The organism is Mucilaginibacter sp. OAE612, assembly GCF_041806395.1.
In the GTDB taxonomy this organism is placed as follows: domain Bacteria; phylum Bacteroidota; class Bacteroidia; order Sphingobacteriales; family Sphingobacteriaceae; genus Mucilaginibacter; species Mucilaginibacter rubeus.
The window spans coordinates 5,324,270-5,350,259 of the sequence record NZ_JBGMUW010000001.1; the positions used below are offsets into that span (position 1 = coordinate 5,324,270).

The window sequence follows — 25,990 nt, forward strand, 5'->3', positions numbered from 1 at the left end:
GCATGCATAAAAAACATACCGAATACCGTTTTGAACTTTGGTATATTTCATTAAAAATTTTATATCTTTATTTTAACATAAAACAGAATTAAATTTTATAAAATAAAAAAAATTAAAATAAACTACTTATTTCAAAAAATCAGTGCCTACTATTGCTATTGCCTGATGCTATGGCTACCTTACATATATTGATTTTCGATACCAAGTAAACCAGTATCATCAACAAAATTAAATACTAAAACTGTCTACATATCTAACAAAATGAGTTCATCATCAGATACCACCAACGCTATAGAATTGAACAAGTATAGCAAAACCTTTACCCAGGACCCAACCCAGCCTGCTGCACAGGCCATGCTTTACGGGATTGGCTTAACCGACGATGATATGCGCAAAGCACAGGTCGGCGTGGCCAGCATGGGTTACGATGGTAACACTTGCAACATGCACCTCAATGACCTGGCTAAGCTGGTTAAACAAGGTATCTGGGATGAAGACATGGTAGGCCTCATTTTCCACACTATAGGTGTAAGTGATGGCATGAGCAATGGTACCGAAGGTATGCGTTACTCATTGGTGAGCCGCGATATCATTGCCGACTCAATTGAGGCTGTAACCGGCGCTCAGTATTATGATGGCTTAATTACACTACCGGGTTGTGATAAAAACATGCCAGGTTCCATCATGGCTATGGGCCGTTTAAATCGTCCTTCAATCATGGTTTACGGTGGTACTATCAAACCAGGCCACTGGAAAGGTGAAGACTTGAACATTGTATCTGCATTTGAGGCTTTGGGCAAAAAGATTGCCGGCCAGATAGATGATGTTGATTTTATGGGCGTTATTAAAAATGCCTGCCCAAGCGCCGGCGCCTGTGGCGGTATCTATACAGCGAATACCATGGCTGCCGCTATCGAAGCATTGGGTATGAGTTTACCGTATTCATCATCAAACCCTGCCCTAAGCGCTGAGAAAAAAGCAGAATGCCTTGCCGCCGGTAAAGCTATCAAGGTATTGTTAGAAAAGGATATTAAACCATCAGATATCATGACCCGTGAGGCATTTGAAAATGCAATTGTTGTGATCATGGTATTGGGCGGCTCAACCAACGCTGTATTGCACCTGATTGCGATGGCAAAAAGCGTTGACGTTAAATTAACCCAGGATGATTTCCAGGCTGTAAGTAACCGGATCCCGGTATTGGCCGATATGAAACCAAGCGGTAAATACATGATGGAAGATCTGCACAACATTGGCGGTGTTCCGGCTGTAATGAAATACTGTTTAGAGCAGGGCTGGTTACATGGTGATTGCCTTACTGTTACCGGTAAAACCATTGCCGAAAACCTTGCCGAGATCCCGGCCCTGGAGTTTGAGACTCAAAAGATCATCAAACCGAAAGAAAACCCTATTAAAGCTACCGGTCACCTGCAAATTTTGTACGGAAACCTTGCCGAAGGTGGTAGCGTTGCCAAAATCACCGGTAAAGAAGGTGAACGTTTCACCGGCCCTGCCCGTGTATTTGACGGCGAGTTTGAACTGATTGCCGGTATCCAGAGTGGCCGTGTTAAAAAGGGCGATGTTGTGGTGATCCGCAACGTAGGCCCTAAAGGCGCGCCAGGCATGCCGGAAATGCTAAAACCAACCTCAGCCATATTCGGTGCTGGTTTGGGTAGTTCAGTTGCATTAATTACAGATGGACGCTTTAGCGGCGGTACGCATGGCTTCGTCGTCGGTCACATCACACCCGAGGCTTACGATGGCGGGTTTATAGCGATGGTAAAAGACGATGATATCATTAATATTGATGCTGTTGCCAATACTATAAACGTTTCGCTACCGCAAGAAGAAATAGCCGCACGCCGTGCCGCATGGCAAAAACCGGCGCTGAAGGTTACCAAGGGTGTGTTATACCGTTACGCTAAAAACGTAACTACCGCTGCCGAAGGCTGCGTTACCGACGAATAATTAATGAACAAAATGGCTCATAAAAAAGCCATGAATAAAATGAACACAAACTAAGCCCGTTCATTTTAGCAAATTAGAGACAGATAGAATAAATCAGTTTAGCACCAAAAAGTGCTGTGAATATAAAAAATACAGGTATGGAAACTGCACAAGAAACCTTAACCGCGCCAGCCGCCACCGAAACCGTAAACGTTTCAGGATCGGTAGCATTATTGGAAGCATTGATAGCCGAAGGTACCGATACCATTTTTGGTTACCCAGGAGGCGCTATCATGCCCATTTATGATGCTTTGTTTGATTATAATGATAAACTGAACCATATACTGGTACGCCACGAACAGGGCGGTATTCACGCCGGCCAGGGTTATGCACGTACATCGGGCAAAGTGGGTGTGGTATTTGCCACCAGCGGCCCGGGCGCTACCAACCTGGTAACAGGCTTGGCCGATGCCCAGATCGATAGTACCCCATTGGTTTGTATCACCGGACAGGTATTCGCGCACCTTTTAGGTACCGATGCCTTCCAGGAAACTGACGTAATCAACATCACCACCCCGGTTACCAAATGGAACTACCAGGTAACTGATGCCACCGAAATCCCGGAAGTTATTGCCAAGGCATTTTACATTGCCCGTAGCGGCAGGCCAGGTCCGGTATTGATAGACATTACCAAAAACGCGCAGATCCAGTTGTTTGATTTCGCAGGTTACAAACCATGCGATCATATCCGTAGCTACAGGCCGAAACCAATCGTTCGTCCGCAATATATTGAGCAGGCTGCTGCCCTAATCAACAGCGCTCAGAAACCTTTCATCCTGTTTGGTCAGGGTGTTATTTTGGGCGGTGCCGAGCAGGAGTTTAAAGCCTTTGTTGAAAAAAGCGGTATCCCTGCAGCATGGACAGTGCTTGGTGCCGGTGCTATCCCTTCCGATCACCCGTTAAATGTTGGTATGTTAGGTATGCACGGCAACTACGGCCCTAACGTGTTAACCAATGAGTGCGATGTATTGATCGCGATAGGTATGCGTTTTGACGACCGTGTAACCGGTCGCCTGGATAAATATGCTAAACAAGCAAAAGTTGTTCACTTAGATATTGACCCTGCCGAGATCGACAAAAACGTAAAATCAACCGTACCGGTTTGGGGCGATTGCAAGGAAACACTTCCATTGCTGACCAAGGCCATCGAAAAGAAAGAACATACAGAATGGTTAGCTAAATTCAATGACTACACCCGCCAGGAAGTTGAGGCCGTTATCCATAACGAACTTAATCCAACTACGCCTGAAATGACTATGGGCGAGGTAATCAAACAGCTTAACGAGATTACCAAAGGCGAGGCAGTTATCGTTACCGACGTAGGTCAGCACCAAATGGTAGCATGTCGCTACGCTAAGTTTAACAATACCCGCAGCAACGTAACCAGCGGTGGTTTAGGAACCATGGGTTTTGCATTGCCTGCTGCTATAGGTGCTAAATTTGGCGCTCAGGATCGTACTGTAGTAGCTATTATTGGCGATGGAGGTTTCCAGATGACCTGCCAGGAATTGGGTACTATTATGCAAAGCGGTATCGATGTAAAAATTATCATCCTTAATAACCGCTTCCTGGGCATGGTAAGACAATGGCAGGAATTATTTAATCAGCGCCGTTACTCATTTGTTGATATTCAAAGTCCGGATTTTGTGGCATTAGCCGCAGCATACCGCATCCCGGGCAAATTAGTTGATGACCGTGCGGATTTGACTGCAGCATTAAATGAAATGCTAAGCGCACCGGGATCATTCCTTTTAGAAATAATGGTTACCAAAGAGAACAACGTATTCCCGATGGTACCACAAGGATGCAGCGTAAGCGAGATCAGGTTAAAGTAAGCCCTCTAAAAAAACAGAATCATGAGCGAAGCAGAAAAAAAACAGGAATTTAACATCACCATATATACCGAAAACCAAATTGGTTTATTAAGCAGGATAGCTATTATATTTACACGCCGTAAAATCAATATCGACAGCCTGAATACTTCTCCGTCGGAGATTGAAAGTATTCACCGTTTCAATATTGTAATTAACGAATATGAAGAGGTAGTACGTAAGCTTACCCGCCAGATAGAAAAACAGGTTGAGGTGTTAAAAGCATATTATCACACCAACGAAGATGTGATTTGGCAGGAATTAGCGTTATATAAGGTATCAACCGATGTAATTGCCGAAAAGGTTAGCGTTGAGCGTTTACTACGCGAAAACGGTGCTCGCGCGGTAGTGATCCGTAAGGACTACACCGTGTTTGAAACCACCGGTCACCGCGAGGAAACCGATAACCTGATCAACATATTACAACCTTACGGCCTGATTGAGTTTGTACGCAGCGCCCGTGTTGCTATCATTAAAGACAGTGAAGGCTTTAACAGCAAACTGCGCGAATTTGAAAGGCTTGAACCAGGTGAAGAGGTAATCGAAAATGAATACCTTAACCAGGGTGAGAAGGTGTTTACGATGTAAACCCGCCGAAGGCGGAGAGATTAGTGATTGGAGAATAGAGATTAGTTGAGTTGGTTCATGGTTGATAGATCATGGTTCATAGCCGGAAGTCTTAATCAGTGAAATCAACGTAATCAAAACCCATCAACGGTCAAAATCGGTGTAGTCATCCAATAATCGGTGAAATCACAAAAGAAAATAAATTACTCAATACAAATAAAATCGGTGAAATCACCACTAATCGGTGAAATCACAAAAATCAAAAAAACAATGGCAAAACTAAATTTCGGCGGCACTGAAGAAAACGTAGTAACCCGCGAAGAGTTCCCTTTATCAAAAGCTCAGGAAGTATTAAAAGATGAAGTAGTAGCGGTAATTGGCTACGGTGTACAAGGTCCGGGCCAGGCCCTGAACCAAAAAGACAATGGTATCAACGTAATTGTTGGTCAGCGTAAAGGCACTAAAACTTGGGATAAAGCTATCAGCGATGGTTTTGTACCCGGCGAAACACTTTTTGAAATTGAAGAAGCCTTGCAAAGGGGAACTGTGATTTGCTACTTATTGAGCGATGCAGCCCAGATTGCGTTATGGCCAACTGTTAAAAAACACTTAACCCCAGGCAAAGCTTTATATTTCTCTCATGGCTTTGGTATCACTTTCAACGAGCAAACTGGCATCGTACCTCCTGCTGATGTTGATGTGTTCCTGGTTGCTCCTAAAGGTTCAGGTACTTCATTACGCCGTATGTTCCTGCAAGGCCGTGGCTTAAACTCAAGCTATGCCATCTTCCAGGATGCTACAGGTAAAGCTTTTGATCGTGTTATCGCTTTAGGTATCGCTGTAGGTAGCGGTTACTTATTCGAAACTAACTTCAAAAAAGAAGTATACAGCGATTTAACCGGCGAGCGTGGTACTTTGATGGGTTGCGTTCAGGGTATCTTTGCTGCTCAGTACGATGTATTGCGTAGCCATGGTCACTCTCCATCTGAAGCATTTAACGAAACTGTTGAAGAGCTTACCCAATCATTAATGCCACTTGTTGCTGAAAACGGTATGGACTGGATGTATGCTAACTGCTCAACTACTGCTCAACGTGGTGCCCTTGACTGGTGGAAAAAATTCCGTGACGCTACTAAACCAGTATTTGAAGAGCTTTACGAAAGCGTTGCTACAGGTAAAGAATCTCAACGTTCTATTGACTCAAACAGCCAGCCAGATTACCGTGAAAAACTGGATGCCGAACTGAAAGAATTACGCGAAAGCGAATTATGGCAAGCAGGCAAAACCGTACGCAGCTTACGCCCTGAAAACCAGGTTGTAGAAGCTTAATAAATTAGGTGAAAGCCGAAAGGTAAAAGGCGAAAGCCTTAAAATAAACTCACCAACACGTCATTGCGAGGCACGAAGCAATCTCAAACTTTACAGATCGGATCTGCTAATCGGGGATTGCTCCGTACCTCGCAATGACGTTACTAAAGAAAAATAATAAAATGGGACAAACATTATTTGATAAGATCTGGGATGCGCACGTCGTCAGCAGCAGCGAGGGGTTCCCGGATATTTTGTATATCGATACACATTTCATTCACGAGGTAACCAGTCCGCAGGCATTTGATGGCTTGCGTCAAAGAGGCTTGCCCGTTTTCAGGCCAAAACAAACTGTGGCCACTGCAGATCACAACGTTCCAACCATTGATCAGCACTTACCCATTAAAGAAGAACTTTCACGCTACCAGGTAGATATGCTCACCAAAAACTGTAAAGAGTTTGGTGTTGAGCTATATGGCTTAGGCCACCCGTACCAGGGTATCGTTCACGTTATAGGCCCCGAGCTGGGCATCACCCGTCCGGGTGGTACTTATGTTTGTGGCGACAGCCATACTTCAACCCACGGCGCTTTTGGTGCTATTGCCTTTGGTATAGGTACATCTCAGGTTGAGCAGGTGTTGGCTACCCAATGTTTACTTCAATCGCGCCCAAAACGCATGAAAATTGGAGTGAACGGAAAATTGCAAAAAGGCGTTGGTGCCAAAGATATTATCCTTTACATCATATCGCAGATCTCGGCTGCCGGTGGTACCGGTTATGCTGTTGAGTATGCAGGCGATACCATCCGCTCACTGAGCATGGAAGGCCGCATGACCATCTGCAACATGAGTATTGAGATGGGTGCACGTTGCGGACTGATTGCTCCCGACGAAACCACCATCAACTACGTAAAAGACCGTGAATTTGCTCCTAAAGGCGAAGAGTGGGACAAAGCAGTTGCTTACTGGAAAACTTTATACTCGGATGCTGATGCATCTTTTGACGAAGTATTATCCTTTAAAGCCGAAGATATTGAGCCGATGATCACCTACGGAACCAATCCGGGTATGGGCATCGGTGTTACACAACACGTTCCTGAAACAGCTTCATTTGAAGCCAAAGAGCAGGGATCATATAAAAAAGCCCTTGATTACATGGGCCTGCACGATGATGAAACACTATTGGGTAAACCAATTGATTACGTCTTCATCGGCAGCTGCACCAACTCGCGCATTGAAGACCTTCGTCAGGTTGCCGAGTTTGTAAAAGGCAAACACAAAGCTGATAATGTTACCGTATGGGTAGTTCCCGGCTCAAAACAAGTACAGCAGCAAGCCATAGCCGAAGGCCTCGATAAAATATTTAACGAAGCCGGTTTCCCACTTCGCGAACCAGGCTGCAGCGCATGCCTTGGTATGAACGAGGATAAAATCCCGGCAGGTAAATATTGCGTATCAACCTCAAACCGCAACTTTGAAGGAAGACAAGGGCCAAACAGCCGTACTTTCCTTGCCAGTCCGTTAACAGCGGCTGCGAGTGCAATTACGGGTGTGGTTACGGATATCAGGTCGATGCTGTCTGAATCAGAATTTGCAGAATTGGAGAATTAACAGAATTTAAAAAAGCATAGCTGTAAACTCTGATTAACCAGATGGAAAAAGATACGCTCACGTACAAAATTATTGGTTGTGCGATGCGCGTTCATAATACATTGGGCAACGGATTTCAGGAAGTAATTTATCAACGTTGTTTAGCTATCGAATTTGAAAAAGCAGGAATAAGCTTTGCAAGAGAGTTAGAACATACGATATTTTATGAAGGGATTGGGGTTGGAATAAGAAGAGCGGATTTTGTAGTTGAGGGGAAGCTATCGGTCGAGTTAAAAGCTATCATTAATTTGGATGACGTACATTTAGCACAAGCAAAAAACTATACCGTTACTTATGATTTCCCGATAGGTTTGCTGATAAACTTTGGTAGCCAAAGTCTCCAATATAAATTGATCTTCAATCCAAAATATAACATTAAACTAAATTGAATAACATAGAAACTGAGTTTAAGATTAGCATTTTGCAAATAACACAAGCATTCTGTAAATTCTAAAATTCTGTAAATTCTGATTCAGATGGCAACTAAAATATTTAAACACATTCAAACCAGCGTAGTGCCTTTGCCTATCGAGAATATCGATACCGACCAGATCATCCCTGCAAGGTTTTTGAAGGCCACAACCCGAGATGGTTTTGGCAATAATTTATTCCGCGATTGGCGTTTTGATGAGAACGATAATCCTAAAGCTGATTTCGTGCTTAATCACCCAACCTTCAGCGGTAAAGTCTTGGTAGCAGGCAAAAACTTTGGTTGCGGCAGTAGCCGTGAGCACGCTGCATGGGCCATATCTGATTATGGTTTCGATGCAGTAGTGAGCAGCTTTTTTGCTGATATCTTTAAAGGCAATGCCCTTAACAATGGCTTATTACCGGTACAGGTAAGTGACGATTTTCTGAAAAAGATCTTCGATGCCGTTTATGCCGATCACAAAGCTGAAGTAGAGATCGACCTGGAAAGCCAGACCATTACCATCTCATCAACCGGCGAAAAAGAAAGTTTCGAGATCAACCCATACAAAAAGGCCTGCCTGATAAACGGCTACGATGATATCGACTACATCTTAAGCCAAAAAGGAAAAATTGAGGAATTTGAGTTAGCAAGATAGACGATAGTTTATAGTCCATGGACCATAGATTAAAACTAAATGGCTATGGACTATGGACCATCGACTATGGACCAAACTAATGAACTAATGAACCAACAAAAACATATTCAGCGAGAAGGTAAAGGTACCGCCAAATTATTCGACGAACGGAGTTTAGCGAATGATTATGCAACCCTTGCCCCCCTGCTTAGGCCTGGCCTGAAGGTACTGGACGTTGGTTGTGGTACCGGCGCTATTTCTAAGGATATTGCCGCGTTGGTTGGTGAAAGCGGTCATGTTACGGGCATTGATAATACCGAATATTTTATCCAGAGCGGTAAGGAAACTTATGCTTCGGTTCAAAATATGGAGCTCATTTATACTGATCTGTTCAGCTTTGAGCCGGAAGAACAGTACGATCTTATTGTATCGGCCCGCGTTTTACAATGGCTGAGCAATCCAGTTGAGGCTTTGAAAAAAATGTATTCGTTGTTAAAACCTGGTGGTACGATATCCATTTTGGATTATAACCACGAGGCTTTACAATGGCAACCGCAACCACCGGCAAGCATGCAACGCTTTTATGCTACCTTTTTAAGGTGGAGAGGCGATGCCGGCATGAATAACCATATTGCCGAAGATTTGCCGGAATATTTGCAGGAAGCAGGCTATACCAACATCGAGGTATTTAATGCCGATGAGGTTTACCAAAAAGGCGAATATAACTTTGAAGGCAAAGCAGGCATCTGGGCAAAAGTAGCCCAGTCAAAGCAAATGGTTGAGGAAGGCTATATTGACGATGAATCGCGCTTGCTGGCTATTGATGAGTACACCAATCTGGGTGGAAAATGAAGCCGAGCAAATGGTGATGAAACTAAAAGAAGTACGCGGCGTAAAACCCGAATAAAATAAACATCTATAAAACAAAAAACCGCTGCCTCAGGCAGAGATTAGGGTTATGGGAATTAAAAAACACATATTAGTAATACCCGGCGACGGGATAGGCCCAGAGGTTACTACCTGGGGTAAAGCAGTTTTAGAAAAAATCGGTCAGGATTTTGGCCACGAATTTACTTTCGATGAAGCCCTGATGGGCCACGCGGGTATCGAGGCAACCGGTAATCCGCTACCCGATGAAACACTGGCTAAAGCTAAAGCAAGCGACGCTATCCTGTTTGGCGCTATCGGTCACATCAAATATGATAATGATCCTTCAGCCAAAGTACGTCCGGAGCAGGGATTATTAAAGATCCGTAAAGAGCTTGGCCTATATGCCAACCTGCGTCCTATTATGCTGTTTGATGAGCTTTTGGATGCATCAAGCCTTAAGCCTGAGATCCTGAAAGGTACCGATATCCTTTTCTTCCGCGAACTGACCGGCGACGTTTACTTCGGTGAGAAAAAACGCAGTGAAGATCGTAATACAGCATCAGACCTGATGATCTATTCACGTTACGAAGTTGAGCGTATCGCTATTAAAGCATACGAGGCAGCCCGTGTACGTGGTAAAAGGTTATGTTCGGTTGATAAAGCAAACGTACTGGAGGCTTCCCGCTTATGGCGTGAGGTAGTACAGGAAATTGCCAAACGATACCCTGATGTTGAAACCGAGCATATGTTTATTGATAACGCGGCCATGCAGCTGGTTAAAAACCCTAAAAAGTTTGATGTGGTATTAACCGCTAACCTTTTTGGTGATATCCTTACCGACGAAGCATCACAAATTGCAGGTTCAATGGGTATGCTGGCTTCGGCTTCGGTAGGTGACGGCACAGGATTTTTCGAGCCTATCCATGGTTCGGCACATGACATTGCCGGTCAGGATAAAGCAAATCCGCTGGCATCAATATTATCAGTAGCTTTAATGCTTGAAATTAGTTTCGGCTTAAAAGAAGAAGCTAAAAAGATAACCGACGCTATTGATAAAACACTGAAAGACGGTTACCGCACCGGCGATATCGCTGATGCCAGTACCGACAAAGCCAAAATTTTAGGCACTACGGCTATGGGCCAAAAAGTACTGGAGTATTTGTAGGCTGAGATTAGAGATCAGGCAGGGAACCGGTGAAATCATTAATCAATCGGTAAAATCCCAAAAAACAAAGATCGGTGTAATCAAAAACATCGGTGTAATCATATAAAACAATGAAATGGAACGCTGATTTATACGACCAAAAACATGCCTTCGTATTCAAATACGGAGAAGATGTGCTTGAGTTGCTGGATGTGAAACCCGGTGAACGCATCCTCGATTTGGGTTGTGGTACAGGCCATTTAACTAAACAAATACAGGATAAAGGCGCTATTGTAAAAGGCACCGATTATTCACCCGAAATGATAGCTCAGGCTAAACAGCTTTACCCTGACGTGGACTTCGCGGTAGAGAACGCGGCTGATTTTCACGCCGAAGAAAAGTACGATGCAGTATTTTCTAACGCAGCGCTGCATTGGGTGCTTGATGCCAATGGTGCTATCCACAGCGTAGCCAAAAGCCTTAAACAGGGTGGCAGGTTTGTTGCCGAAATGGGCGGCCAGGGGAATGTTGAACGTTTGATTGAGGCTACTAAACTGGTGCTGCATAATCATGGTTACAATGAAAAAGCTGATACCAAAGTTTGGTATTTTCCTTCAGTTGGCGAATATGCTACCAAACTGGAAGAACATGGCTTCAGGGTTACTTACGTGATTCATTATGACCGTAAAACCCCGCTGCAGGACGGCGACCAGGGTGTAGCCAAATGGATAACGATGTTTGGGGCACAGTTTTTAGAAGGCATTCCCGAGGATGAGAAAGAGCAGATTCTGACCGAGATCACCAAAAAGCTTGAACCTTTTTACAATGAAAACGGCCAATGGTACGCCGATTACAAAAGGTTAAGGTTTATTGCCATTAAAAAATAGGACTTAGGTATGAGACGTGGGATCTGAAAGCAGATGTGAAACGTGAGATTTGAGATATGAGACTTTTTGCTTAACTTAAATTTTAGTTTCCTCTAACAGATTGTAAATCTCAAGCGAAATAAAATATAAATAAAAGATGGATAAGATAAGGGTCTCAAATCTCATATCTAACATCTCAAATCTAATTAAAAACTGATGTAAGGTGATGAGTCTCAAATCTCATATCTAACATCTCAAATCAAAATAAAAGATATGTTACACGATCCCAACCGCGTTTATGTTTTTGATACCACGCTCCGCGATGGCGAGCAGGTACCGGGTTGCCAGTTAACAACCCCCGAAAAGATTGAGATAGCTAAGGAACTGGAACTACTGGGCGTGGATATTATTGAAGCAGGTTTCCCGGTTTCAAGTCCGGGCGACTTCCAAAGCGTTGTTGAAATTTCAAAAGCTGTTAAAGAGCCTACTGTTTGCGCACTTACCCGCGCCAACAAAGGTGATATTGACGCTGCTGTAGCATCTCTGCAATATGCCAAACGTCCGAGGATCCATACCGGTATCGGTTCGTCTGATATGCACATTAAGCATAAATTCAACAGCACCCGCGAAGAAATTCTGGAGCGTGCCGTTGAAGCTGTTAAATACGCCAAAAAATCTGTCGAGGATATTGAGTTTTATGCCGAAGATGCCGGCAGGGCCGATGTGGTATACCTTGCCCAAATGGTTGAGGCTGTTATTGCTGCCGGTGCAACTGTGGTAAACATTCCCGACACAAACGGTTATTGCTTACCAGATCAGTATGGCGCTAAGATCAAGTTTCTGAAAGAGAACGTTAAAAACATTGATAAAGCTATCATTTCGGTTCATTGCCATAACGACCTTGGCTTGGCTACTGCCAACTCTATAGCCGGTTTACAAAACGGTGCCCGCCAAATTGAAGGTACCATTAACGGTATCGGCGAACGTGCAGGTAATACTTCTATCGAAGAAGTGGTGATGATCCTCAAAACACATCACACCTTAGGCTTGCATACTCAAATCGACTCTAAAAAATTCTATGAATTGAGCCAGATGATCCGTACGCAAATGCGGATGCCGGTACAGCCAAACAAAGCTATTGTAGGTGCAAATGCCTTTGCACACAGTTCTGGCATTCACCAGGACGGCTTCCTGAAAATGCGTGAAAACTACGAGATCATTCGCCCTGAAGATGTAGGCTTTCCGAGCGCCACAATAGTGCTAACCGCGCGTAGCGGCAGGCATGCTCTGAAATTCCATCTGGAGCGTTTAGGATACACGCTGGATAAGGAAGAACTTGCTTTTGTTTACAATAACTTTTTAACGCTTGCCGATAGCAAGCTTGACATCAATGACCAGGATTTGCAAGGCCTAATGGCGCACCGACTGGTAAAAAACTAACAATGGAAACTGATACAAAAAGCCAGCTTGATTTTGAAGCGGCATACCAGCGGATAAAGGACGTTGTGAAACGTACCCCGCTGCAATATAACGCCGGTCTTTCGGCCAAATACGAGTGTGAGGTTTATTTAAAACGCGAAGACCTGCAGGTTGTTCGCTCCTATAAGTTGCGCGGCGCATACAACATGATCAGTCAGTTAAATGACGATGAGTTGAGCCGCGGCGTGGTTTGCGCCAGCGCGGGTAACCATGCCCAGGGCGTAGCCTTTTCATGCAATAAAAAGAATATCAAAGGTGTAATTTTTATGCCCGAGATTACCCCCAAACAAAAGGTTAAACAAACCGCCATGTTTGGCAATGGTAATATAGAGATCATACTCACCGGTGATACTTTTGATGATTGCCTGGCCGAGGCGCTCGCCTACACCGAAAAAAACCAGATGACCTTCATCCCTCCTTTCGATGACTACCGCGTTATTGAAGGCCAGGGAACCGTAGGCGTTGAAATACTGCAGGACCTTCCGGATATTGAAGTAGCGATTATGCCTATCGGCGGTGGCGGCTTTGCGTCGGGAACAGGCACCTATCTTAAGAATAACAATCCTGATATCCGCCTGATAGGCGTTGAACCCGAAGGCGCCCCATCTATGCTGGGTGCCATAAATCATGGTAAGCCAATTACGTTAGACGAGATAGACCGCTTTGTTGACGGTGCTGCCGTTAAACGTGTTGGCACGTTAACTTACAATATCTGCAAAGATATCCTGGACGATATGCTACTGGTGCCCGAAGGTAAAATCTGCACCACCATACTCAAACTATACAACGAGGATGCCATAGTGGTTGAACCCGCAGGCGCGCTATCTGTTGCTGCGCTCGACGCATGCAAAGAGCAGATTAAAGGTAAAAAGGTAGTTTGCATCATCAGTGGTGGTAATAACGATATTGCCCGCATGCAGGAGATCAAAGAAAAATCACTGCTGTACGAGGGATTGAAACATTACTTTATTGTACGTTTCCCGCAACGCCCAGGTGCATTGAAGCTATTTGTGAACAGTGTATTAGGCCCAGGCGACGATATTACCCGTTTCGAATTTATCAAAAAGAATGAAAAAGAAAACGGCCCGGCACTGGTAGGTATCGAGCTGAAAAATGCTGAAGATTATCCGGCCTTGTTACAACGGATGCATGCGCACCGTTTCAATGTTATTGAACTGAATAAAGATCAAACTTTGTTTGAGTATTTGGTGTAAACTATGCCTTTGCGAGAAACGAAGCAGTCCCCGATATACAAGCCAGACTTGCATACCGGGGATTATTGTTTATATAGCTGTATAAAAACCATGTCATTGCGAGCGGAGCGTGGCAATCGCATACAATACAGAGCGGCCATGCTTCCGTGCGATTGCTTCGTGCCTCACAATGACATAAAGGAGAGCCCCTTATAAATCATCTGTCCTCCTACCAGGCACAAGTGAACATTCCCACAGTCATCCGCGCAACACTTGCGCCGTTGGCGTTAAGTCTGTCTTAAAATGACGTTTTGGGAGCAGCTTCGGCTATTCCAACCCTATTTTCTCATTCACTAACTCAATAATCTCCGCCTCCAGCGCAATAGCTTTCCGCTCAATTTCATTTCCTCGGTAAATAATATCGATTACATAGTCCTTATCCTTGTAACCCGAGGCGTTGATCTTAACGTTCATGAAGGCGCCCAATACCGCAGTGCGGGCACAAAGGGCGGCCACACCAGCATCGGTTATGGAATTGGGATTACCGCTTAGCGTCATTGCTTTTATTACTTCCATGCTGTCCAAAGCAGCCTCCATTACCTTAAAAGGGATCTCAATAGCATAACGGGTGGCGTCCTGTATGGCCTTATCACGGGCTGCTTTTTCCTCATTGTTTGATTTGGGTAGGGAGAATGCTTGCATGATTTGGTTAAAGGCTGTTGTATCCTGGTCAACTAATGCTAAAAGTTCGTTTTTAAACTGCTGTCCTTTTTGTGCCCAGTCGCTAAACTCCCGCCAGCGGCTGTCCCAGCCTTTTTTATGCGAACTCAGGTTAGCCACCATTGTAGCCAACGATGCGCCTAAAGCACCAACAGCGGCTGAAATCGAACCACCACCCGGCGCTGGGCTTTCGCTTGCAGTTTCATCGGCCAGGTCGGTAAGGCTCATGTTAATAAGTTTACTGTCGGCCTTATCTTTTAGTAAATATTCAATAATGCGTTCCTCCGGCTTAAACGGCGAAAGTTCATCCAGTCCCATTGATTTAATAGCTATCCTGATCAGTTCTTTTTCGCTTACACCTACAGAACGCTGCTGCTTCTCTAAAAAATATTTGCCCGCATCAAGCATCGCTTTCAACGGTATCAGGCCTACAAGCTCGCTGCCTGTTACCCTGATGCCGCGCGCGGCAGCTTTATCACACACTTCATCAAAAGCCTTATGCACCGGGGTAATATTAATATTGGTCAAATTCATCGAGATCTGGGCAACGCCATATTCCTCAATATACCAACCGATAGCTTTTACCGACTTTAATGAACCGGGAATAGTTTTGGCCTTACCATTTTCGTCATATACTATTTTACCATTGATCGGATCACCCTCACGCAGGGTACGGCCGGCTTCACGCACGTCAAAAGCGATAGAATTTGCCCTGCGGACGGATGTAGTATTCAGGTTAACATTATAAGCAACTAAAAAATCACGTGCCCCAATTACAGTTGCCCCGCGCTTAACATCGTTCTCCGCCGAGCCGAAATCGGGTGCCCACTCGGGTTGTTTGATCTTCTTGAAAAAACCCTCATACTCCCCTGCGCGGATCACCGAGAGGTTACTCCGGCTTTTGTTAGGCTGCGCAGCCTCATACAAATAAACCGGGATCTGTAACTCCTCGCCAACGCGTTTGGCAAGCTGCGTTGCATATTCAGCAGTTTCCTCCATGGTGATATTACTAATCGGTATCAGCGGGCAAACATCTGTTGCGCCCATCCTTGGGTGTTCGCCTTTTTGCCTGCTCATATCAATCAGTTCGCCTGCTTTTTTTATGGCACGATAGGCGGCTTCAATCACTTTTTCCGGTTCGCCCACAAAAGTTACCACGGTACGGTTAGTCGCCTTTCCCGGATCAACATTGAGTAGTCTTACCCCCTCAACAGATTCAACTGCATCTGTTATCTGTTTAATGATATCGAGGTTAACACCTTCGCTAAAATTGGGTACGCATTCTATTAATTTGGTCATTAGTTCAATGGTTCATTGGTAGCTAAGCAAGTTGCAAAACTTGCTTAATCGTTATTCTCTGCCGTCCAAACGCGGACTGGTTTTAGTTTTCCCTGTTGATATAATATTTCGCGGTAATCGTTACAAGGATAGGCCTGCATATCGGCAAGCTTGCCTCTGGTCAATACGCCGCGATCATTTAGTTTTAAGGCCTGCGCTGCACGATAGGTTAAGCCGGCGAAAACTTCGGCAGTGCTTAACTTCTCAGCCGCAGCCATTACTGATGCCTGCATCAGCAGATCGCCCATCGGTGCCGAGCCGGGGTTCCAGTCGCTGGCAATGGCGAGGCAGGCTCCGGCATCAAGCAGTTTCCGGGTAGGGGCATACCCCATTCCCAAACCCAATGAAGCACCGGGTAAAGTTACGGCAACGGTATCTGAATTGGCCAATAATTTTATTTCATAATCGCCGCTGGCCTCCAGATGATCGGCAGAAGCGGCCCTTGCCTTAACTGCCACTTCGCTCCCACCGGTTGTAAACTGATCGGCATGAACGGTAGCCTCAAAACCCATTTGCTTGGCCCTGCTTAAATAAAACAGCGCATCGCTGGTATTAAAAGCACTTTGCTCAATAAAAATATCAACACGATTTGCCAGATCCTGCTGCTTTATCTTTGGCAACAGATCATTTAACAGATACTTCAGATATTCACTTTCAGTACCATCAAAATCTTTGGGTTTAATGTGCGCGGCAAGGCAGGTTGGTACAATATGAGTGTGAGTTTTGTTAGCAGCCTGATGAATAGCTTTTAGCTGTTTGAGTTCTTCAGTTACCGACAAACCGTAACCGCTTTTAACTTCAACAGTTGTTACGCCTTCTGCCAAATGACGGGCTATCCGTTTCGTCAGTAAATTGCTTAATTCAGTTTCTGCTGCCGAACGGGTTTGCGTAACAGAATCCCAGATCCCGCCGCCCGAGGCTGCAATTTCCAGATAGCTTTTACCGGCATTGCGCATGGCATAATCCTTAGCCCGGCTACCTGCAAAACAGATATGCGTATGGCAATCCACAAAGCCAGGCAGCAAGATCTGATCGCCGGTTATTTCTTCTATTTGCACCGACGGGTGGTTTTTACGGAGCTTTTCAAAATCATCAACAGCTAATATAAGGCAATCTTCAACCAATACGCCGCCGTTGGTAACAATCTGCAATTGCTCATCCTTCAGCGCGCCTTTAAGCGGCAAGCCTGTTAAAGGCAGTATTTGAGTGAATGGACCTATTAGTTTTTTCATCTTTTTAAGCTGAATGCAAAAGGCTGAAAGCATAAAGCTTCCTTAACCAAATGAAGACATAAACAATATTTCGATAAAAGCTTTGAGTCTTTGACTTTTGCTTTAAGCTCTCAACCCAAACTTATCCGCCCATTCGGCAGCTTTATCATATCCGGCATCAGTATGCCTAAAAATACCCATAGCCGGGTCGTTATGTAATACCCGTTTCAGGCAAGTTGCTGCGCGATGGCTGCCGTCGGCCAGTACCACCATGCCGGCGTGCTGAGAATAGCCCATGCCTACCCCGCCGCCATGATGGAACGAGATCCAGGTTGCGCCGCCTGATGCATTGGCCATCAGGTTAAGCAACGGCCAGTCGGATACCGCGTCCGAGCCATCTAACATGGCTTCCGTTTCCCGGTTGGGCGATGCTACTGAACCACAGTCCAGGTGGTCGCGACCAATTACTATCGGGCCTTTTACTTTGCCGGATGCCACCAGTTCGTTAAATATCAGTCCGGCTTTTTCACGTTCGCCCATCCCAAGCCAGCAGATGCGGGCAGGCAGGCCCTGAAAAGCAATTTTCTCCCGAGCTTTTTTAAGCCAGGTAATCAAAGGTTTATTTTCGGGAAAAGCTTCGATCAGCGCCTGATCGGTAGCATAAATATCCTCCGGATCGCCGGATAACGCTACCCACCTGAACGGACCTTTACCCTCGCAAAACAGCGGACGGATATAAGCCGGCGTAAAACCCGGAAAGTTAAAAGCATCAGCTTCGCCACCCTGCCGCGCAAACTCGCGCAAGTTGTTGCCATAATCAAATGTTATGGCACCTCTTTTTTGTAGTTCCAGCATCAAGCTCACATGCCTTGCCATACTTTTTAGCGAAAGTCGTTTATATTCAACCGCATCGCTTTTCCTCAAAGCAGCGGCAGCATCTAATGACAAACCATTGGGAATATAGCCATTTAACGGATCATGTGCCGAAGTTTGGTCGGTAAGCATATCAAGGATGATATTATCTTTCAATAGTTTTTCGAGCAAATCACCGGCATCGCTTACTAATCCCACCGAAAGCGGCTCCTTTTTAGCGATGGCTTCTTTTACCCAGGCGATAGCTTCATCATATGAATCCGTCATCCGGTCGATATATTTCGTATCAACCCGTTTTTGGATCCGGGATGCATCCACATCGGCACCTAAAAATACAGCGCCCGCCATGGTTGCAGCCAATGGCTGAGCACCGCCCATGCCACCTAAACCGGCGCTTACAATGAGTTTTCCGGCCAGGTCGCCCTTGAAATGTTGGTTACCACATTCCACAAAGGTTTCATAAGTGCCCTGCAAAATGCCCTGTGTACCTATATAAATCCAGCTGCCGGCAGTCATCTGTCCGTACATCATCAGCCCTTTTTCGCGCAGCTCATTAAAATGTTCCCAGTTGGCCCATGCAGGCACCAGGTTACTGTTGGCTATCAAAACCCTTGGCGCTTCCGGGTGACTGCGGATAATCCCAACCGGCTTGCCCGACTGGATAAGCAACGAATGATATTCGTCAAGTTCCAGCAGCAACTCAATAATTTTACGAAGTGCATCAGGATTGCGGGCGGCCTGGCCAATGCCACCATAAACAACCAATTCATCAGGATTTTCGGCTACCTGGCCATCAAGGTTGTTAAGCAGCATCCTGAGCGGGGCCTCGGTTTGCCAGCTTTTGGCATGAAGCTGCATACCACGCGGCGCTTTATACACCGGGTGATTAGCATAGGTTTTAATAAATTCCGAACTCGTCATGACTTAAATCTATTTGGTGAGCGATAGCAGCTTCACCTGCAGTTTTCAGCAGGGAGCCATCCGTAATCAGTTTGTGGAGGCTGTTAATATCATCGGCAAAAACACGGTCATCCTGTATAAAAGCAACGTGTCGCCTTACTAATTGATGGCAAGCTTCAATAACAGGAGTCGATTTTAACGGCCTGCGGAAATCCATGGCCTGGGCTGCGTAAAGCAATTCAATAGCCTGAATGTATTCAATGTTATCTATTACCTGGTGCAGCTTACGCCCGCTGATGGAGCCCATGGATACATGATCTTCCTGTCCTAAGGAGGTAGGCACGCTATCGGCACTGGCGGGGAAACACAAGGTTTTATTTTCGGTAACGAGGGCAGCAGTAGTATACTGTGGGATCATTAAGCCCGAATTAAGTCCGGCATCATGCGTAAGCAGTTTGGGCAAACCGTAACGACCCTCGCTCATCAAGTAGCAACGCCTGTCGGCTATGTTACCAATTTCAGCCGCTGCGGTGGTTGCATAATCAAGCGGCAAAGCAAGGGGCTGCCCATGAAAATTGCCCCCGCTAATCGTATCATCGGCGTTAAAAATAACCGGGTTATCGGTAACCGAATTGAGTTCGATTTCCGTAAGCTCTTTCAGGTGCAGCCATGCATTGCGCGATGCACCATGTACCTGCGGCATACAACGCAACGAATATGGATCCTGTACCCTATCACAATTGATGTGCGACGAATTGATTTCCGATCCGTCAAGCAAAGTAAACAGGCGATGGGCTACCATCCTTGTACCTTTAAAAGGCCTGATCTGGTGCAGCCGCTCATCAAAAGGACGGATAGAGCCCATCAATCCCTCTAATGACATGGCACCGATGAGGTCGGCACGGTTCAGAACATCATCCAGGCGTTGTACAGCCTTGGCTGCAAAAGCCAGGATAAACTGTGTGCCATTGATAAGGGCAAGGCCTTCTTTAGGGCCAAGGGATAACGGCTGTAAACCGTGCTTCTTTAAAAGTTCTTCGGCCGGTATCCTCCCGCCATTCTCAAATACTTCTCCCAAACCAATTAATGGTAAAAACAGGTGCGATAAGGGTGCCAGGTCACCGGAAGCCCCAACCGAACCTTTTTCGGGAACTACCGGGATAATATCATTATCGATATGCCAGATGATCCGTTCAAGCGTTGCAAGCGCAATACCCGAATAGCCTTGTGCCAAAGCCTGCACTTTGGTAATCATCATGAGTTTGGCAATTTCCTGCGGGATGGGTTTTCCGACACCTACGCTATGGCTTTTGAGGATATTGCTTTGCAGCAAACTGGTATCTTCTTCCGAAATCCGGGTATCGCAAAGCGGGCCAAAGCCGGTATTTATGCCATAAACCGGGTGATGGCTGTGTACAATCTTTTCAACCTCGCGCCATGAAGATTTGATCATGTCTGCGGCTTCTTTATTAATAATGCCTTTGGTTTTGCCTGACGCTATGTCAAGGCAGATACCTATGGTGAGATGGTCGGTGCCGTAATTAAATATATTAGTCATTGCCGGCTGGTTTTAAATTGGTATTCAGTTTTTCAACGATGCTATCAGCCAGTTTAGCTTGCCTGAAAGTGTTTTCGAGTGCGCTTATGGCCGGCAGTAATTGTTTTGCAGTTTCGTCTTTAGCAACGAGTTCGGCCATCGAAAGGCTGATAGCATCCCAAACAGGTATCACCTGCATCAGCAACTCACGCCCTTCGGCAGTGAGCGTAACCAGTTGCCGCCTGCCATCGTCGCTACAGGTATCAGTACTTACAAGCCCCCGTTTTTTCAGGTTAGTGATCAACTGACTGGCGGCCGGATGTGATATCTCTATTTGTTCGCTTAATTCTTTGATAGATAAAGCATCATTCTTTGATAGTAAATAAAACACGGGAAACCAGCTGGCATCAAAATCGATACCCGCGGTTTGATAAGCACGATTAATTTCGGCCAAAAAAGCTTCGCTCAACCGCCTCAAACGGCTACCCAAAACCAAATGACCGAGACTTTGATATAAATTCATGATGCAATTTATATAAGCGCTTATATAATTGCAAATTTATTTTGGAGTCGTTTAAATATTTATGTTTTTTGAATGTAGAGACGCATCACAGGCGTCTACCCTTGCAAATCCCCGGAGTTACTACCTTACAAAGCACCTTGTCCTAAAGGAGACGCATGTGATGCGTCTCTACATACCTCTCAAATAAAATTTAAACAGCCTCTTAATAACCGAAAGAAAAACGTCTAAAACAAAAAAGCTCCCGGCGGTCATCCGGGAGCTTCATTTATTACTTAGTGATCAGGTTGTATAACTCATCGAGCTTAGGGGTAAGCACGATCTCTATTCGCCTGTTCTTTGCGCGGGCTTCATCAGTACCGGAGGCATCTATCGGCTGGAACTCGCTCTTACCTGTTGCAGTAAGCCTGTGCGGGTCAACACCTTCAGTTTCGGTGAGGTAACGGGTTACCGAGGTAGCACGTAGAACGCTTAAATCCCAGTTATCCTTGATCTGGCCAAGGTTCTTTACCTTCTTATCATCTGTATGGCCTTCAACCGCCATATTGATATCTGCTTCCTTGTTAACTACTACGGCAAGCTGTTTCAATGCCGCCTTACCCTTCTCGTCAATAATAATACTGCCCGAAGGGAACAATAACTTATCAGCTAATGATACATAAACCTTGCCATTTCTGATATCTACCGTTAAACCGCTTTGCTGAAAGCCTAATAATGCTTTTTGCAATTTATCTTTCAATGCGTTGGTAGCCTCATCACGTTTCTTTAAAATATCTTCTACTTCCTTTAAACGGGCTTCACGTTTTTTCAAATCAGCGGCCAGTCTTGAGGTTCGGGCGGCCAATTCGTTAGCTTTTGACGATGTTGCATCCAGGTTACTGTTTAATACACTGTTGTTTTTGCGCAGATCGGCAAGCTGGTTGTGCAGGCGGGCTGTATCTGCCTGCAGCTGTGCAAGCTCTCCTTCAAGGTTTGTTGTGCGGTTAGCTAAAGAGTCACGTTCGGCAACAAGGGTTTTGTATGCTTTTGGGGACATTACCTTGCATGAGTACATTGTGAAACATACAGCAGCGGCTAAAAATGCATATCTAATTTTCATAGTTATTAAGGGGTTTATATCGAATTAAGAAATGGCGTTCTTCAAAAATACATTAAGCGGATGGATCATAGCGCACACATCAGTAACCAGCTTTTCAGCACCAGCCGTTGTAAGTTCTCTATCTTCCAGCTTATGCCAGGCCACAAAGCTTTTAAGCTTCAGCAGGTCGATATTTTCATTATCGGGTTCATATCCTTTAGGCACAGATTTAAGTTGCTCCTGCTTCCTGAAATCACCGAACAGCTTAACAAACGCTTTATCATCGATGATCTTTTTCAGATCGGCAGCATTGTAATCTATTTCCTGGCGAATGGCTTTCAGATGCGGTGCTTCCGGCATCCAATATCCGCCGCCGATAAATGAATTACCTGGCTGGATATGCAGGTAATACTCAACACCGCCGCCTTTTAAGCCCGAGGTTGGCAAGCTTACCCCAAAGTTATTTTTATAAGGCGCTTTATTTTTACTGAAGCGTATATCGCGGTAAATACGCATCACACATTTTTTGGCATCGAGGTTCTCGTCCATCCCTGCTTCAATTTTGCGAACACTGCCGAGCACCGTGGTTGTAAAATCAATTACATTTTCGCGGGCCTTATCGTAGCGCTCTTTATTGGCGGCAAACCATTCGCGGTTATTATTTTCGGTGAGATCTTTCAAAAACTCAATACTTTCCTGGTATATCATCGGTATCTAAATAGCTTTGGTAATGTATCTTGGGTGATAACCAATACAACAAAAACACACGCGAATATCTGAAATTTACAGGAGCAAGTGCAAAGCAGCCAAAAATTATGGCACCAAGATATAACCATGGCGAATCCTGGTTATGAGTAATCAAATAAGTAAGCCACGCAATCCCGAGGGCCTCGCCAACATTCAGTGCATAACTAACGTACATGGCGGCATAAAAATAACCCGGCTCTATCTCAAAAAAGAGGTTACAATGCGGGCAGTTAAGATTTATTTTATTGGAGAAACTGTAAGGGCTACCCTTAAACATATCGCCGCGCCTGCAGCGCGGACATTTACATTTAAGCATAGCCCATGACTTTGGTGTTTGCGACACGATAAGTATCTTATAAGATTACAAAAGCGGCAAATAATACCCGCACTTGCTTATTAATTCAGATTAAGTTTTTCGCCGCGCATCTCAAGCTTAACATCTTTACGACGGTACTTTTTATACCAGATGTACCCCCCCAATGCTACAGCAAAATAAGGAGCGCCCAATAAAAACAGGATCCCGTTATTTAAACCCCTTGTTTTTGAACTACCGCTTTGAGCGTTGGTTTCGACAGTAGCAGCGCATTGTGCGCACTGAGCTTTTACAGGTTCACGGGCAATTAGCATAAGGCCAAGGGCCAGTACAAAAAGGATAACTTTAAAACCTTGTTTCATAAGTACAAATTTAACCAATTATAAATTAAAAATGATAAAACGGGCGAATCATTAAGTAAACCACCACACCGCTCGCGGTAACGTACAGCCATATCGGGAATGCCCAGCGCACCAGCTTACGATGCTTTTCAACCTGCATTTGCAGGCCACGGTAAAAGCTCAATAATATTAACGGTAAAACAGCTGCTGCAAGTATAATATGAGGCGTCAAAATGGTTAAGTATATTGTCCTCAAAAAACCGGCAGATGCCCTTTCTGCTGCTGACAACTGCCCATCGCCGTTAATATCTCCGTAAACGATCTCGTTACGCATCAGGTAATGAAACAGGATATACGATACAAGGAATAACGACGATAAACAGAACGTAACAATGTTAAGTCGTTTATGTAGTGTTATATTCCCTTGTTTAATTTGATATAACGACAAAAGAAGCAATAAGGTACAAGTGCCGTTAAGTACAGCATTAAGCATCGGCAGGTAGGGTGTAAAAGCGGGAGCTACAGCCGGACCCGGTATCAGGTGCCTGTTTAACAAAACAACTACTGCAATTACAAATATGGTAACACCCGCAACAAAGCGGATTATAAATTTATCACTCATGGCAAATTAATATAACGGCTTATCAACTTTACGAAGCTCTTCGGCTATCAACACTTTTATCTCATCGTTAAGGCGGTTTACCTCTGGTGTTACCGCTGCTTTGTAATATCCACGAATCCGGTGTTCCTGATCAACCAGTACAAAATCATCGCTGTAAACAAAGTCGTTACCGGCTTTTGCAGCATTTACATAGAGGCCATTACGGGCAAAATTGTAAACAGATGAAGTATCACCACCGCACATCAGCCAGCGGTTTGATTCGGGCTTAAATGTTTGCAGGTATTTGTTTAATACTTCCTGAGTATCATGTTCCGGATCAACTGTGATGGTTAAAAAGTAAACCATCTTGTTTTTGTAATACGTACCCACCAGCCAGCTCATGTTTTTGTTGATGGTTTGACAAACCGTAGGGCAGTTAGCGTAAAAGAAATTAACTACAAAAATCTTTCCCTTCAGTGTGTTCAGTGTAACCGGCTTTCCTTCCTGATCGGTAAGTTTAAAATCAGGAATGGTGTGGTAAATGGTATCAGGAATGTACTTGCCGTGAAATTTATGACCTGTTTTGGCAACCACCTTTGGCCCAAAAACAGCGAGGGGCTTATACCTGTTTTTACCTTTAGCGGTAAGTAAATAATATAAAAATCCCGGTACCGCTAATATGAGTACCAGGATCAGGATCTTTTTTAATATAGAAGCCTTGTTCATTACCTCAGGTCAACCCAGTGGTGGCTTTCGTTTGTAAGTACCAGGATTAAACCGATTATAAATATTACCGGAATTGCTATTGACAATATGAGACCCATTTTCTCAAACTTCAAGTGCATGAAATATGCAACTATATAAAATGCTTTAAGCAAGGTTAAAACGATATATACAGGATTGGCATACTGTATCGGAAGAATTCCTTTAGGCACACATACAAGCGCGATAAAGAATTCGATACAGGTAATAACAGTTAAGATACCTGCAACCTGCCATATCCGCTTTCTGCTCATGGTTTCATGATCACCATCGTGATGAATTTCGTGCGATTCTGCTGACATATGATAAATATTTTTAAACTAAGTAAAAGAATGTAAATACGAATACCCAAACAAGGTCTACAAAGTGCCAGTACAAACCAACCTTTTCAACCATTAAATAACTGCCTCGTTTTTCGTATGTGCCCATTAACACGTTTACTGTAATAATAATGTTGATAATAACACCTGTAAATACGTGGAAACCGTGGAAACCTGTGATGGTAAAGAACAAGTTAGCAAACTCCTGCGAAGTCATATGTTGCACAGCTTCGGTGCCGCCGGTAAATAACTTTTTAAGTTCTTCGGCAGGCGGAACACTTCCCCACCAGAAACCTTCATGGTGTAAATGTCCCCATTCCAAAGCCTGGCAACCAAGGAACATGAAACCGCCTATCACTGTAGCTATCATCCAACCTACTACCTCTTTTTTAGCATTACGATGGCCCGCCTCTACAGCCAATACCATAGTAACAGAACTTGCAATGAGGATGAAGGTCATTAAACCCACAAACACCAATGGTGCACCGTGATCAACTAATCCGGGTACTGATTGAAAAACCTTATCCGCACCTGGCCATACGCTTGCGCTGAAACGCAATGAACCGTAAGCTATCAATAACGATGAAAAGGTAAATGCATCCGAAAGGAGGAAAAACCACATCATTATTTTTCCGTACTCCACGTTGAACGGGGATCTTCCTCCCGACCAGGGCGAAGTTTTTACTTCGTCAATTTGTGAAACTGTTGTACTCATCTGTACTAATCTAT

Annotated in this window: 25 protein-coding genes; 12 read left to right on the top strand and 13 right to left on the bottom strand. The window is 44.7% G+C overall.

What is annotated here, in order from left to right; genetic code table 11:
• Nucleotides 1–261 precede the first annotated feature (261 nt).
• The 12 genes from ilvD (at nucleotide 262) to ilvA (ending at nucleotide 14,021) form a co-directional block, all read left to right on the top strand.
• On the top strand, nucleotides 262–1,968 hold the full coding sequence (ilvD, locus tag ABID99_RS22010) for a dihydroxy-acid dehydratase (protein ID WP_175490025.1): 1,707 nt from the start codon (nucleotides 262–264) through the stop codon (nucleotides 1,966–1,968).
• Nucleotides 1,969–2,105: 137 nt separating this feature from the next.
• Nucleotides 2,106–3,842, top strand: a complete 1,737-nt coding sequence (gene ilvB / locus ABID99_RS22015) for a biosynthetic-type acetolactate synthase large subunit (RefSeq protein WP_188834456.1) — start codon at nucleotides 2,106–2,108, stop codon at nucleotides 3,840–3,842.
• Between the two features lie 21 nt (nucleotides 3,843–3,863).
• Nucleotides 3,864–4,466 carry an acetolactate synthase small subunit gene (gene ilvN / locus ABID99_RS22020; RefSeq protein WP_090530083.1) on the top strand — a complete coding sequence of 201 codons (603 nt, stop codon included), beginning with the start codon at nucleotides 3,864–3,866 and terminating at the stop codon, nucleotides 4,464–4,466.
• A 249-nt stretch (nucleotides 4,467–4,715) separates the two neighbouring features.
• Complete coding sequence (ilvC, locus tag ABID99_RS22025; protein WP_090531289.1) at nucleotides 4,716–5,774, top strand: ketol-acid reductoisomerase; 1,059 nt, start codon at nucleotides 4,716–4,718, stop codon at nucleotides 5,772–5,774.
• A gap of 161 nt (nucleotides 5,775–5,935) precedes the next feature.
• Nucleotides 5,936–7,363, top strand: a complete 1,428-nt coding sequence (leuC, locus tag ABID99_RS22030; RefSeq protein WP_373615123.1) for a 3-isopropylmalate dehydratase large subunit — start codon at nucleotides 5,936–5,938, stop codon at nucleotides 7,361–7,363.
• Between the two features lie 41 nt (nucleotides 7,364–7,404).
• A complete protein-coding gene (locus ABID99_RS22035) occupies nucleotides 7,405–7,791 on the top strand; it encodes a GxxExxY protein (RefSeq protein WP_090530086.1) in 387 nt (128 codons plus the stop codon).
• Nucleotides 7,792–7,878: 87 nt separating this feature from the next.
• Complete coding sequence (gene leuD, locus ABID99_RS22040) at nucleotides 7,879–8,469, top strand: 3-isopropylmalate dehydratase small subunit (RefSeq protein WP_090530089.1); 591 nt, start codon at nucleotides 7,879–7,881, stop codon at nucleotides 8,467–8,469.
• Between the two features lie 45 nt (nucleotides 8,470–8,514).
• Nucleotides 8,515–9,300, top strand: coding sequence for a methyltransferase domain-containing protein (locus tag ABID99_RS22045; RefSeq protein ID WP_373615125.1), 786 nt, complete (start codon nucleotides 8,515–8,517; stop codon nucleotides 9,298–9,300).
• A 112-nt stretch (nucleotides 9,301–9,412) separates the two neighbouring features.
• Nucleotides 9,413–10,483, top strand: coding sequence for a 3-isopropylmalate dehydrogenase (gene leuB, locus ABID99_RS22050; RefSeq protein WP_373615925.1), 1,071 nt, complete (start codon nucleotides 9,413–9,415; stop codon nucleotides 10,481–10,483).
• 110 nt (nucleotides 10,484–10,593) lie between these two features.
• Nucleotides 10,594–11,349 (top strand): trans-aconitate 2-methyltransferase, encoded by a 756-nt coding sequence (locus ABID99_RS22055; protein WP_373615126.1) that lies wholly within the window; start codon nucleotides 10,594–10,596, stop codon nucleotides 11,347–11,349.
• 252 nt (nucleotides 11,350–11,601) lie between these two features.
• A complete protein-coding gene (locus tag ABID99_RS22060; RefSeq protein WP_110585567.1) occupies nucleotides 11,602–12,768 on the top strand; it encodes a 2-isopropylmalate synthase in 1,167 nt (388 codons plus the stop codon).
• 2 nt (nucleotides 12,769–12,770) lie between these two features.
• Nucleotides 12,771–14,021, top strand: coding sequence for a threonine ammonia-lyase IlvA (ilvA, locus tag ABID99_RS22065; RefSeq protein ID WP_373615127.1), 1,251 nt, complete (start codon nucleotides 12,771–12,773; stop codon nucleotides 14,019–14,021).
• Between the two features lie 306 nt (nucleotides 14,022–14,327).
• Here ilvA and ftcD read toward each other — a convergent pair whose 3' ends face one another.
• The 13 genes from ftcD to ABID99_RS22130 form a co-directional block, all read right to left on the bottom strand.
• A complete protein-coding gene (gene ftcD, locus ABID99_RS22070; RefSeq protein ID WP_373615129.1) occupies nucleotides 14,328–16,019 on the bottom strand; it encodes a glutamate formimidoyltransferase in 1,692 nt (563 codons plus the stop codon).
• A 44-nt stretch (nucleotides 16,020–16,063) separates the two neighbouring features.
• Entirely contained in the window at nucleotides 16,064–17,290 is a 1,227-nt protein-coding gene (hutI, locus tag ABID99_RS22075; protein ID WP_373615130.1) for an imidazolonepropionase, read from the bottom strand.
• A 102-nt stretch (nucleotides 17,291–17,392) separates the two neighbouring features.
• The gene (gene hutU / locus ABID99_RS22080) at nucleotides 17,393–19,063 is read right to left on the bottom strand and encodes a urocanate hydratase (protein WP_090530107.1); all 1,671 of its coding nucleotides are present in this window, start codon (nucleotides 19,061–19,063) and stop codon (nucleotides 17,393–17,395) included.
• Nucleotides 19,041–20,600 (bottom strand): histidine ammonia-lyase, encoded by a 1,560-nt coding sequence (hutH, locus tag ABID99_RS22085; protein WP_373615131.1) that lies wholly within the window; start codon nucleotides 20,598–20,600, stop codon nucleotides 19,041–19,043. Before hutH ends, hutU begins: the two co-directional genes overlap by 23 nt.
• Nucleotides 20,593–21,102 carry a MarR family winged helix-turn-helix transcriptional regulator gene (locus ABID99_RS22090; protein ID WP_373615132.1) on the bottom strand — a complete coding sequence of 170 codons (510 nt, stop codon included), beginning with the start codon at nucleotides 21,100–21,102 and terminating at the stop codon, nucleotides 20,593–20,595. The genes hutH and ABID99_RS22090 overlap by 8 nt, the downstream gene beginning before the upstream one ends.
• A gap of 268 nt (nucleotides 21,103–21,370) precedes the next feature.
• Complete coding sequence (locus ABID99_RS22095) at nucleotides 21,371–22,198, bottom strand: OmpA family protein (protein ID WP_373615133.1); 828 nt, start codon at nucleotides 22,196–22,198, stop codon at nucleotides 21,371–21,373.
• Between the two features lie 24 nt (nucleotides 22,199–22,222).
• Nucleotides 22,223–22,885, bottom strand: coding sequence for a DUF2461 domain-containing protein (locus ABID99_RS22100; protein WP_373615134.1), 663 nt, complete (start codon nucleotides 22,883–22,885; stop codon nucleotides 22,223–22,225).
• On the bottom strand, nucleotides 22,863–23,267 hold the full coding sequence (locus tag ABID99_RS22105) for a DUF983 domain-containing protein (RefSeq protein WP_188834469.1): 405 nt from the start codon (nucleotides 23,265–23,267) through the stop codon (nucleotides 22,863–22,865). Before ABID99_RS22105 ends, ABID99_RS22100 begins: the two co-directional genes overlap by 23 nt.
• A 53-nt stretch (nucleotides 23,268–23,320) precedes the next feature.
• The gene (locus ABID99_RS22110) at nucleotides 23,321–23,599 is read right to left on the bottom strand and encodes a hypothetical protein (protein ID WP_373615135.1); all 279 of its coding nucleotides are present in this window, start codon (nucleotides 23,597–23,599) and stop codon (nucleotides 23,321–23,323) included.
• 25 nt (nucleotides 23,600–23,624) lie between these two features.
• Nucleotides 23,625–24,200, bottom strand: coding sequence for a DUF420 domain-containing protein (locus ABID99_RS22115; RefSeq protein WP_373615136.1), 576 nt, complete (start codon nucleotides 24,198–24,200; stop codon nucleotides 23,625–23,627).
• 6 nt (nucleotides 24,201–24,206) lie between these two features.
• Complete coding sequence (locus ABID99_RS22120) at nucleotides 24,207–24,905, bottom strand: SCO family protein (RefSeq protein ID WP_188834472.1); 699 nt, start codon at nucleotides 24,903–24,905, stop codon at nucleotides 24,207–24,209.
• Nucleotides 24,905–25,243: a cytochrome C oxidase subunit IV family protein gene (locus ABID99_RS22125; protein ID WP_090530131.1), complete on the bottom strand. Its 339-nt coding sequence runs from the start codon at nucleotides 25,241–25,243 to the stop codon at nucleotides 24,905–24,907. Before ABID99_RS22125 ends, ABID99_RS22120 begins: the two co-directional genes overlap by 1 nt.
• Before the next feature lie 13 nt (nucleotides 25,244–25,256).
• Complete coding sequence (locus ABID99_RS22130; RefSeq protein WP_090530134.1) at nucleotides 25,257–25,976, bottom strand: cytochrome c oxidase subunit 3; 720 nt, start codon at nucleotides 25,974–25,976, stop codon at nucleotides 25,257–25,259.
• Nucleotides 25,977–25,990 lie beyond the last annotated feature (14 nt).

Coding starts and splice junctions, on each gene's coding strand:
- ilvD (WP_175490025.1), top strand. CDS start 262: ATGAGTTCATCATCAGATACCACCAACGCTATAGAATTGAACAAGTAT.
- ilvB (WP_188834456.1), top strand. CDS start 2,106: ATGGAAACTGCACAAGAAACCTTAACCGCGCCAGCCGCCACCGAAACC.
- ilvN (WP_090530083.1), top strand. CDS start 3,864: ATGAGCGAAGCAGAAAAAAAACAGGAATTTAACATCACCATATATACC.
- ilvC (WP_090531289.1), top strand. CDS start 4,716: ATGGCAAAACTAAATTTCGGCGGCACTGAAGAAAACGTAGTAACCCGC.
- leuC (WP_373615123.1), top strand. CDS start 5,936: ATGGGACAAACATTATTTGATAAGATCTGGGATGCGCACGTCGTCAGC.
- ABID99_RS22035 (WP_090530086.1), top strand. CDS start 7,405: ATGGAAAAAGATACGCTCACGTACAAAATTATTGGTTGTGCGATGCGC.
- leuD (WP_090530089.1), top strand. CDS start 7,879: ATGGCAACTAAAATATTTAAACACATTCAAACCAGCGTAGTGCCTTTG.
- ABID99_RS22045 (WP_373615125.1), top strand. CDS start 8,515: ATGGACTATGGACCATCGACTATGGACCAAACTAATGAACTAATGAAC.
- ABID99_RS22055 (WP_373615126.1), top strand. CDS start 10,594: ATGAAATGGAACGCTGATTTATACGACCAAAAACATGCCTTCGTATTC.
- ABID99_RS22060 (WP_110585567.1), top strand. CDS start 11,602: ATGTTACACGATCCCAACCGCGTTTATGTTTTTGATACCACGCTCCGC.
- ilvA (WP_373615127.1), top strand. CDS start 12,771: ATGGAAACTGATACAAAAAGCCAGCTTGATTTTGAAGCGGCATACCAG.
- ftcD (WP_373615129.1), bottom strand. CDS start 16,019: ATGACCAAATTAATAGAATGCGTACCCAATTTTAGCGAAGGTGTTAAC.
- hutI (WP_373615130.1), bottom strand. CDS start 17,290: ATGAAAAAACTAATAGGTCCATTCACTCAAATACTGCCTTTAACAGGC.
- hutU (WP_090530107.1), bottom strand. CDS start 19,063: ATGACGAGTTCGGAATTTATTAAAACCTATGCTAATCACCCGGTGTAT.
- hutH (WP_373615131.1), bottom strand. CDS start 20,600: ATGACTAATATATTTAATTACGGCACCGACCATCTCACCATAGGTATC.
- ABID99_RS22090 (WP_373615132.1), bottom strand. CDS start 21,102: ATGAATTTATATCAAAGTCTCGGTCATTTGGTTTTGGGTAGCCGTTTG.
- ABID99_RS22095 (WP_373615133.1), bottom strand. CDS start 22,198: ATGAAAATTAGATATGCATTTTTAGCCGCTGCTGTATGTTTCACAATG.
- ABID99_RS22100 (WP_373615134.1), bottom strand. CDS start 22,885: ATGATATACCAGGAAAGTATTGAGTTTTTGAAAGATCTCACCGAAAAT.
- ABID99_RS22110 (WP_373615135.1), bottom strand. CDS start 23,599: ATGAAACAAGGTTTTAAAGTTATCCTTTTTGTACTGGCCCTTGGCCTT.
- ABID99_RS22115 (WP_373615136.1), bottom strand. CDS start 24,200: ATGAGTGATAAATTTATAATCCGCTTTGTTGCGGGTGTTACCATATTT.
- ABID99_RS22120 (WP_188834472.1), bottom strand. CDS start 24,905: ATGAACAAGGCTTCTATATTAAAAAAGATCCTGATCCTGGTACTCATA.
- ABID99_RS22125 (WP_090530131.1), bottom strand. CDS start 25,243: ATGTCAGCAGAATCGCACGAAATTCATCACGATGGTGATCATGAAACC.
- ABID99_RS22130 (WP_090530134.1), bottom strand. CDS start 25,976: ATGAGTACAACAGTTTCACAAATTGACGAAGTAAAAACTTCGCCCTGG.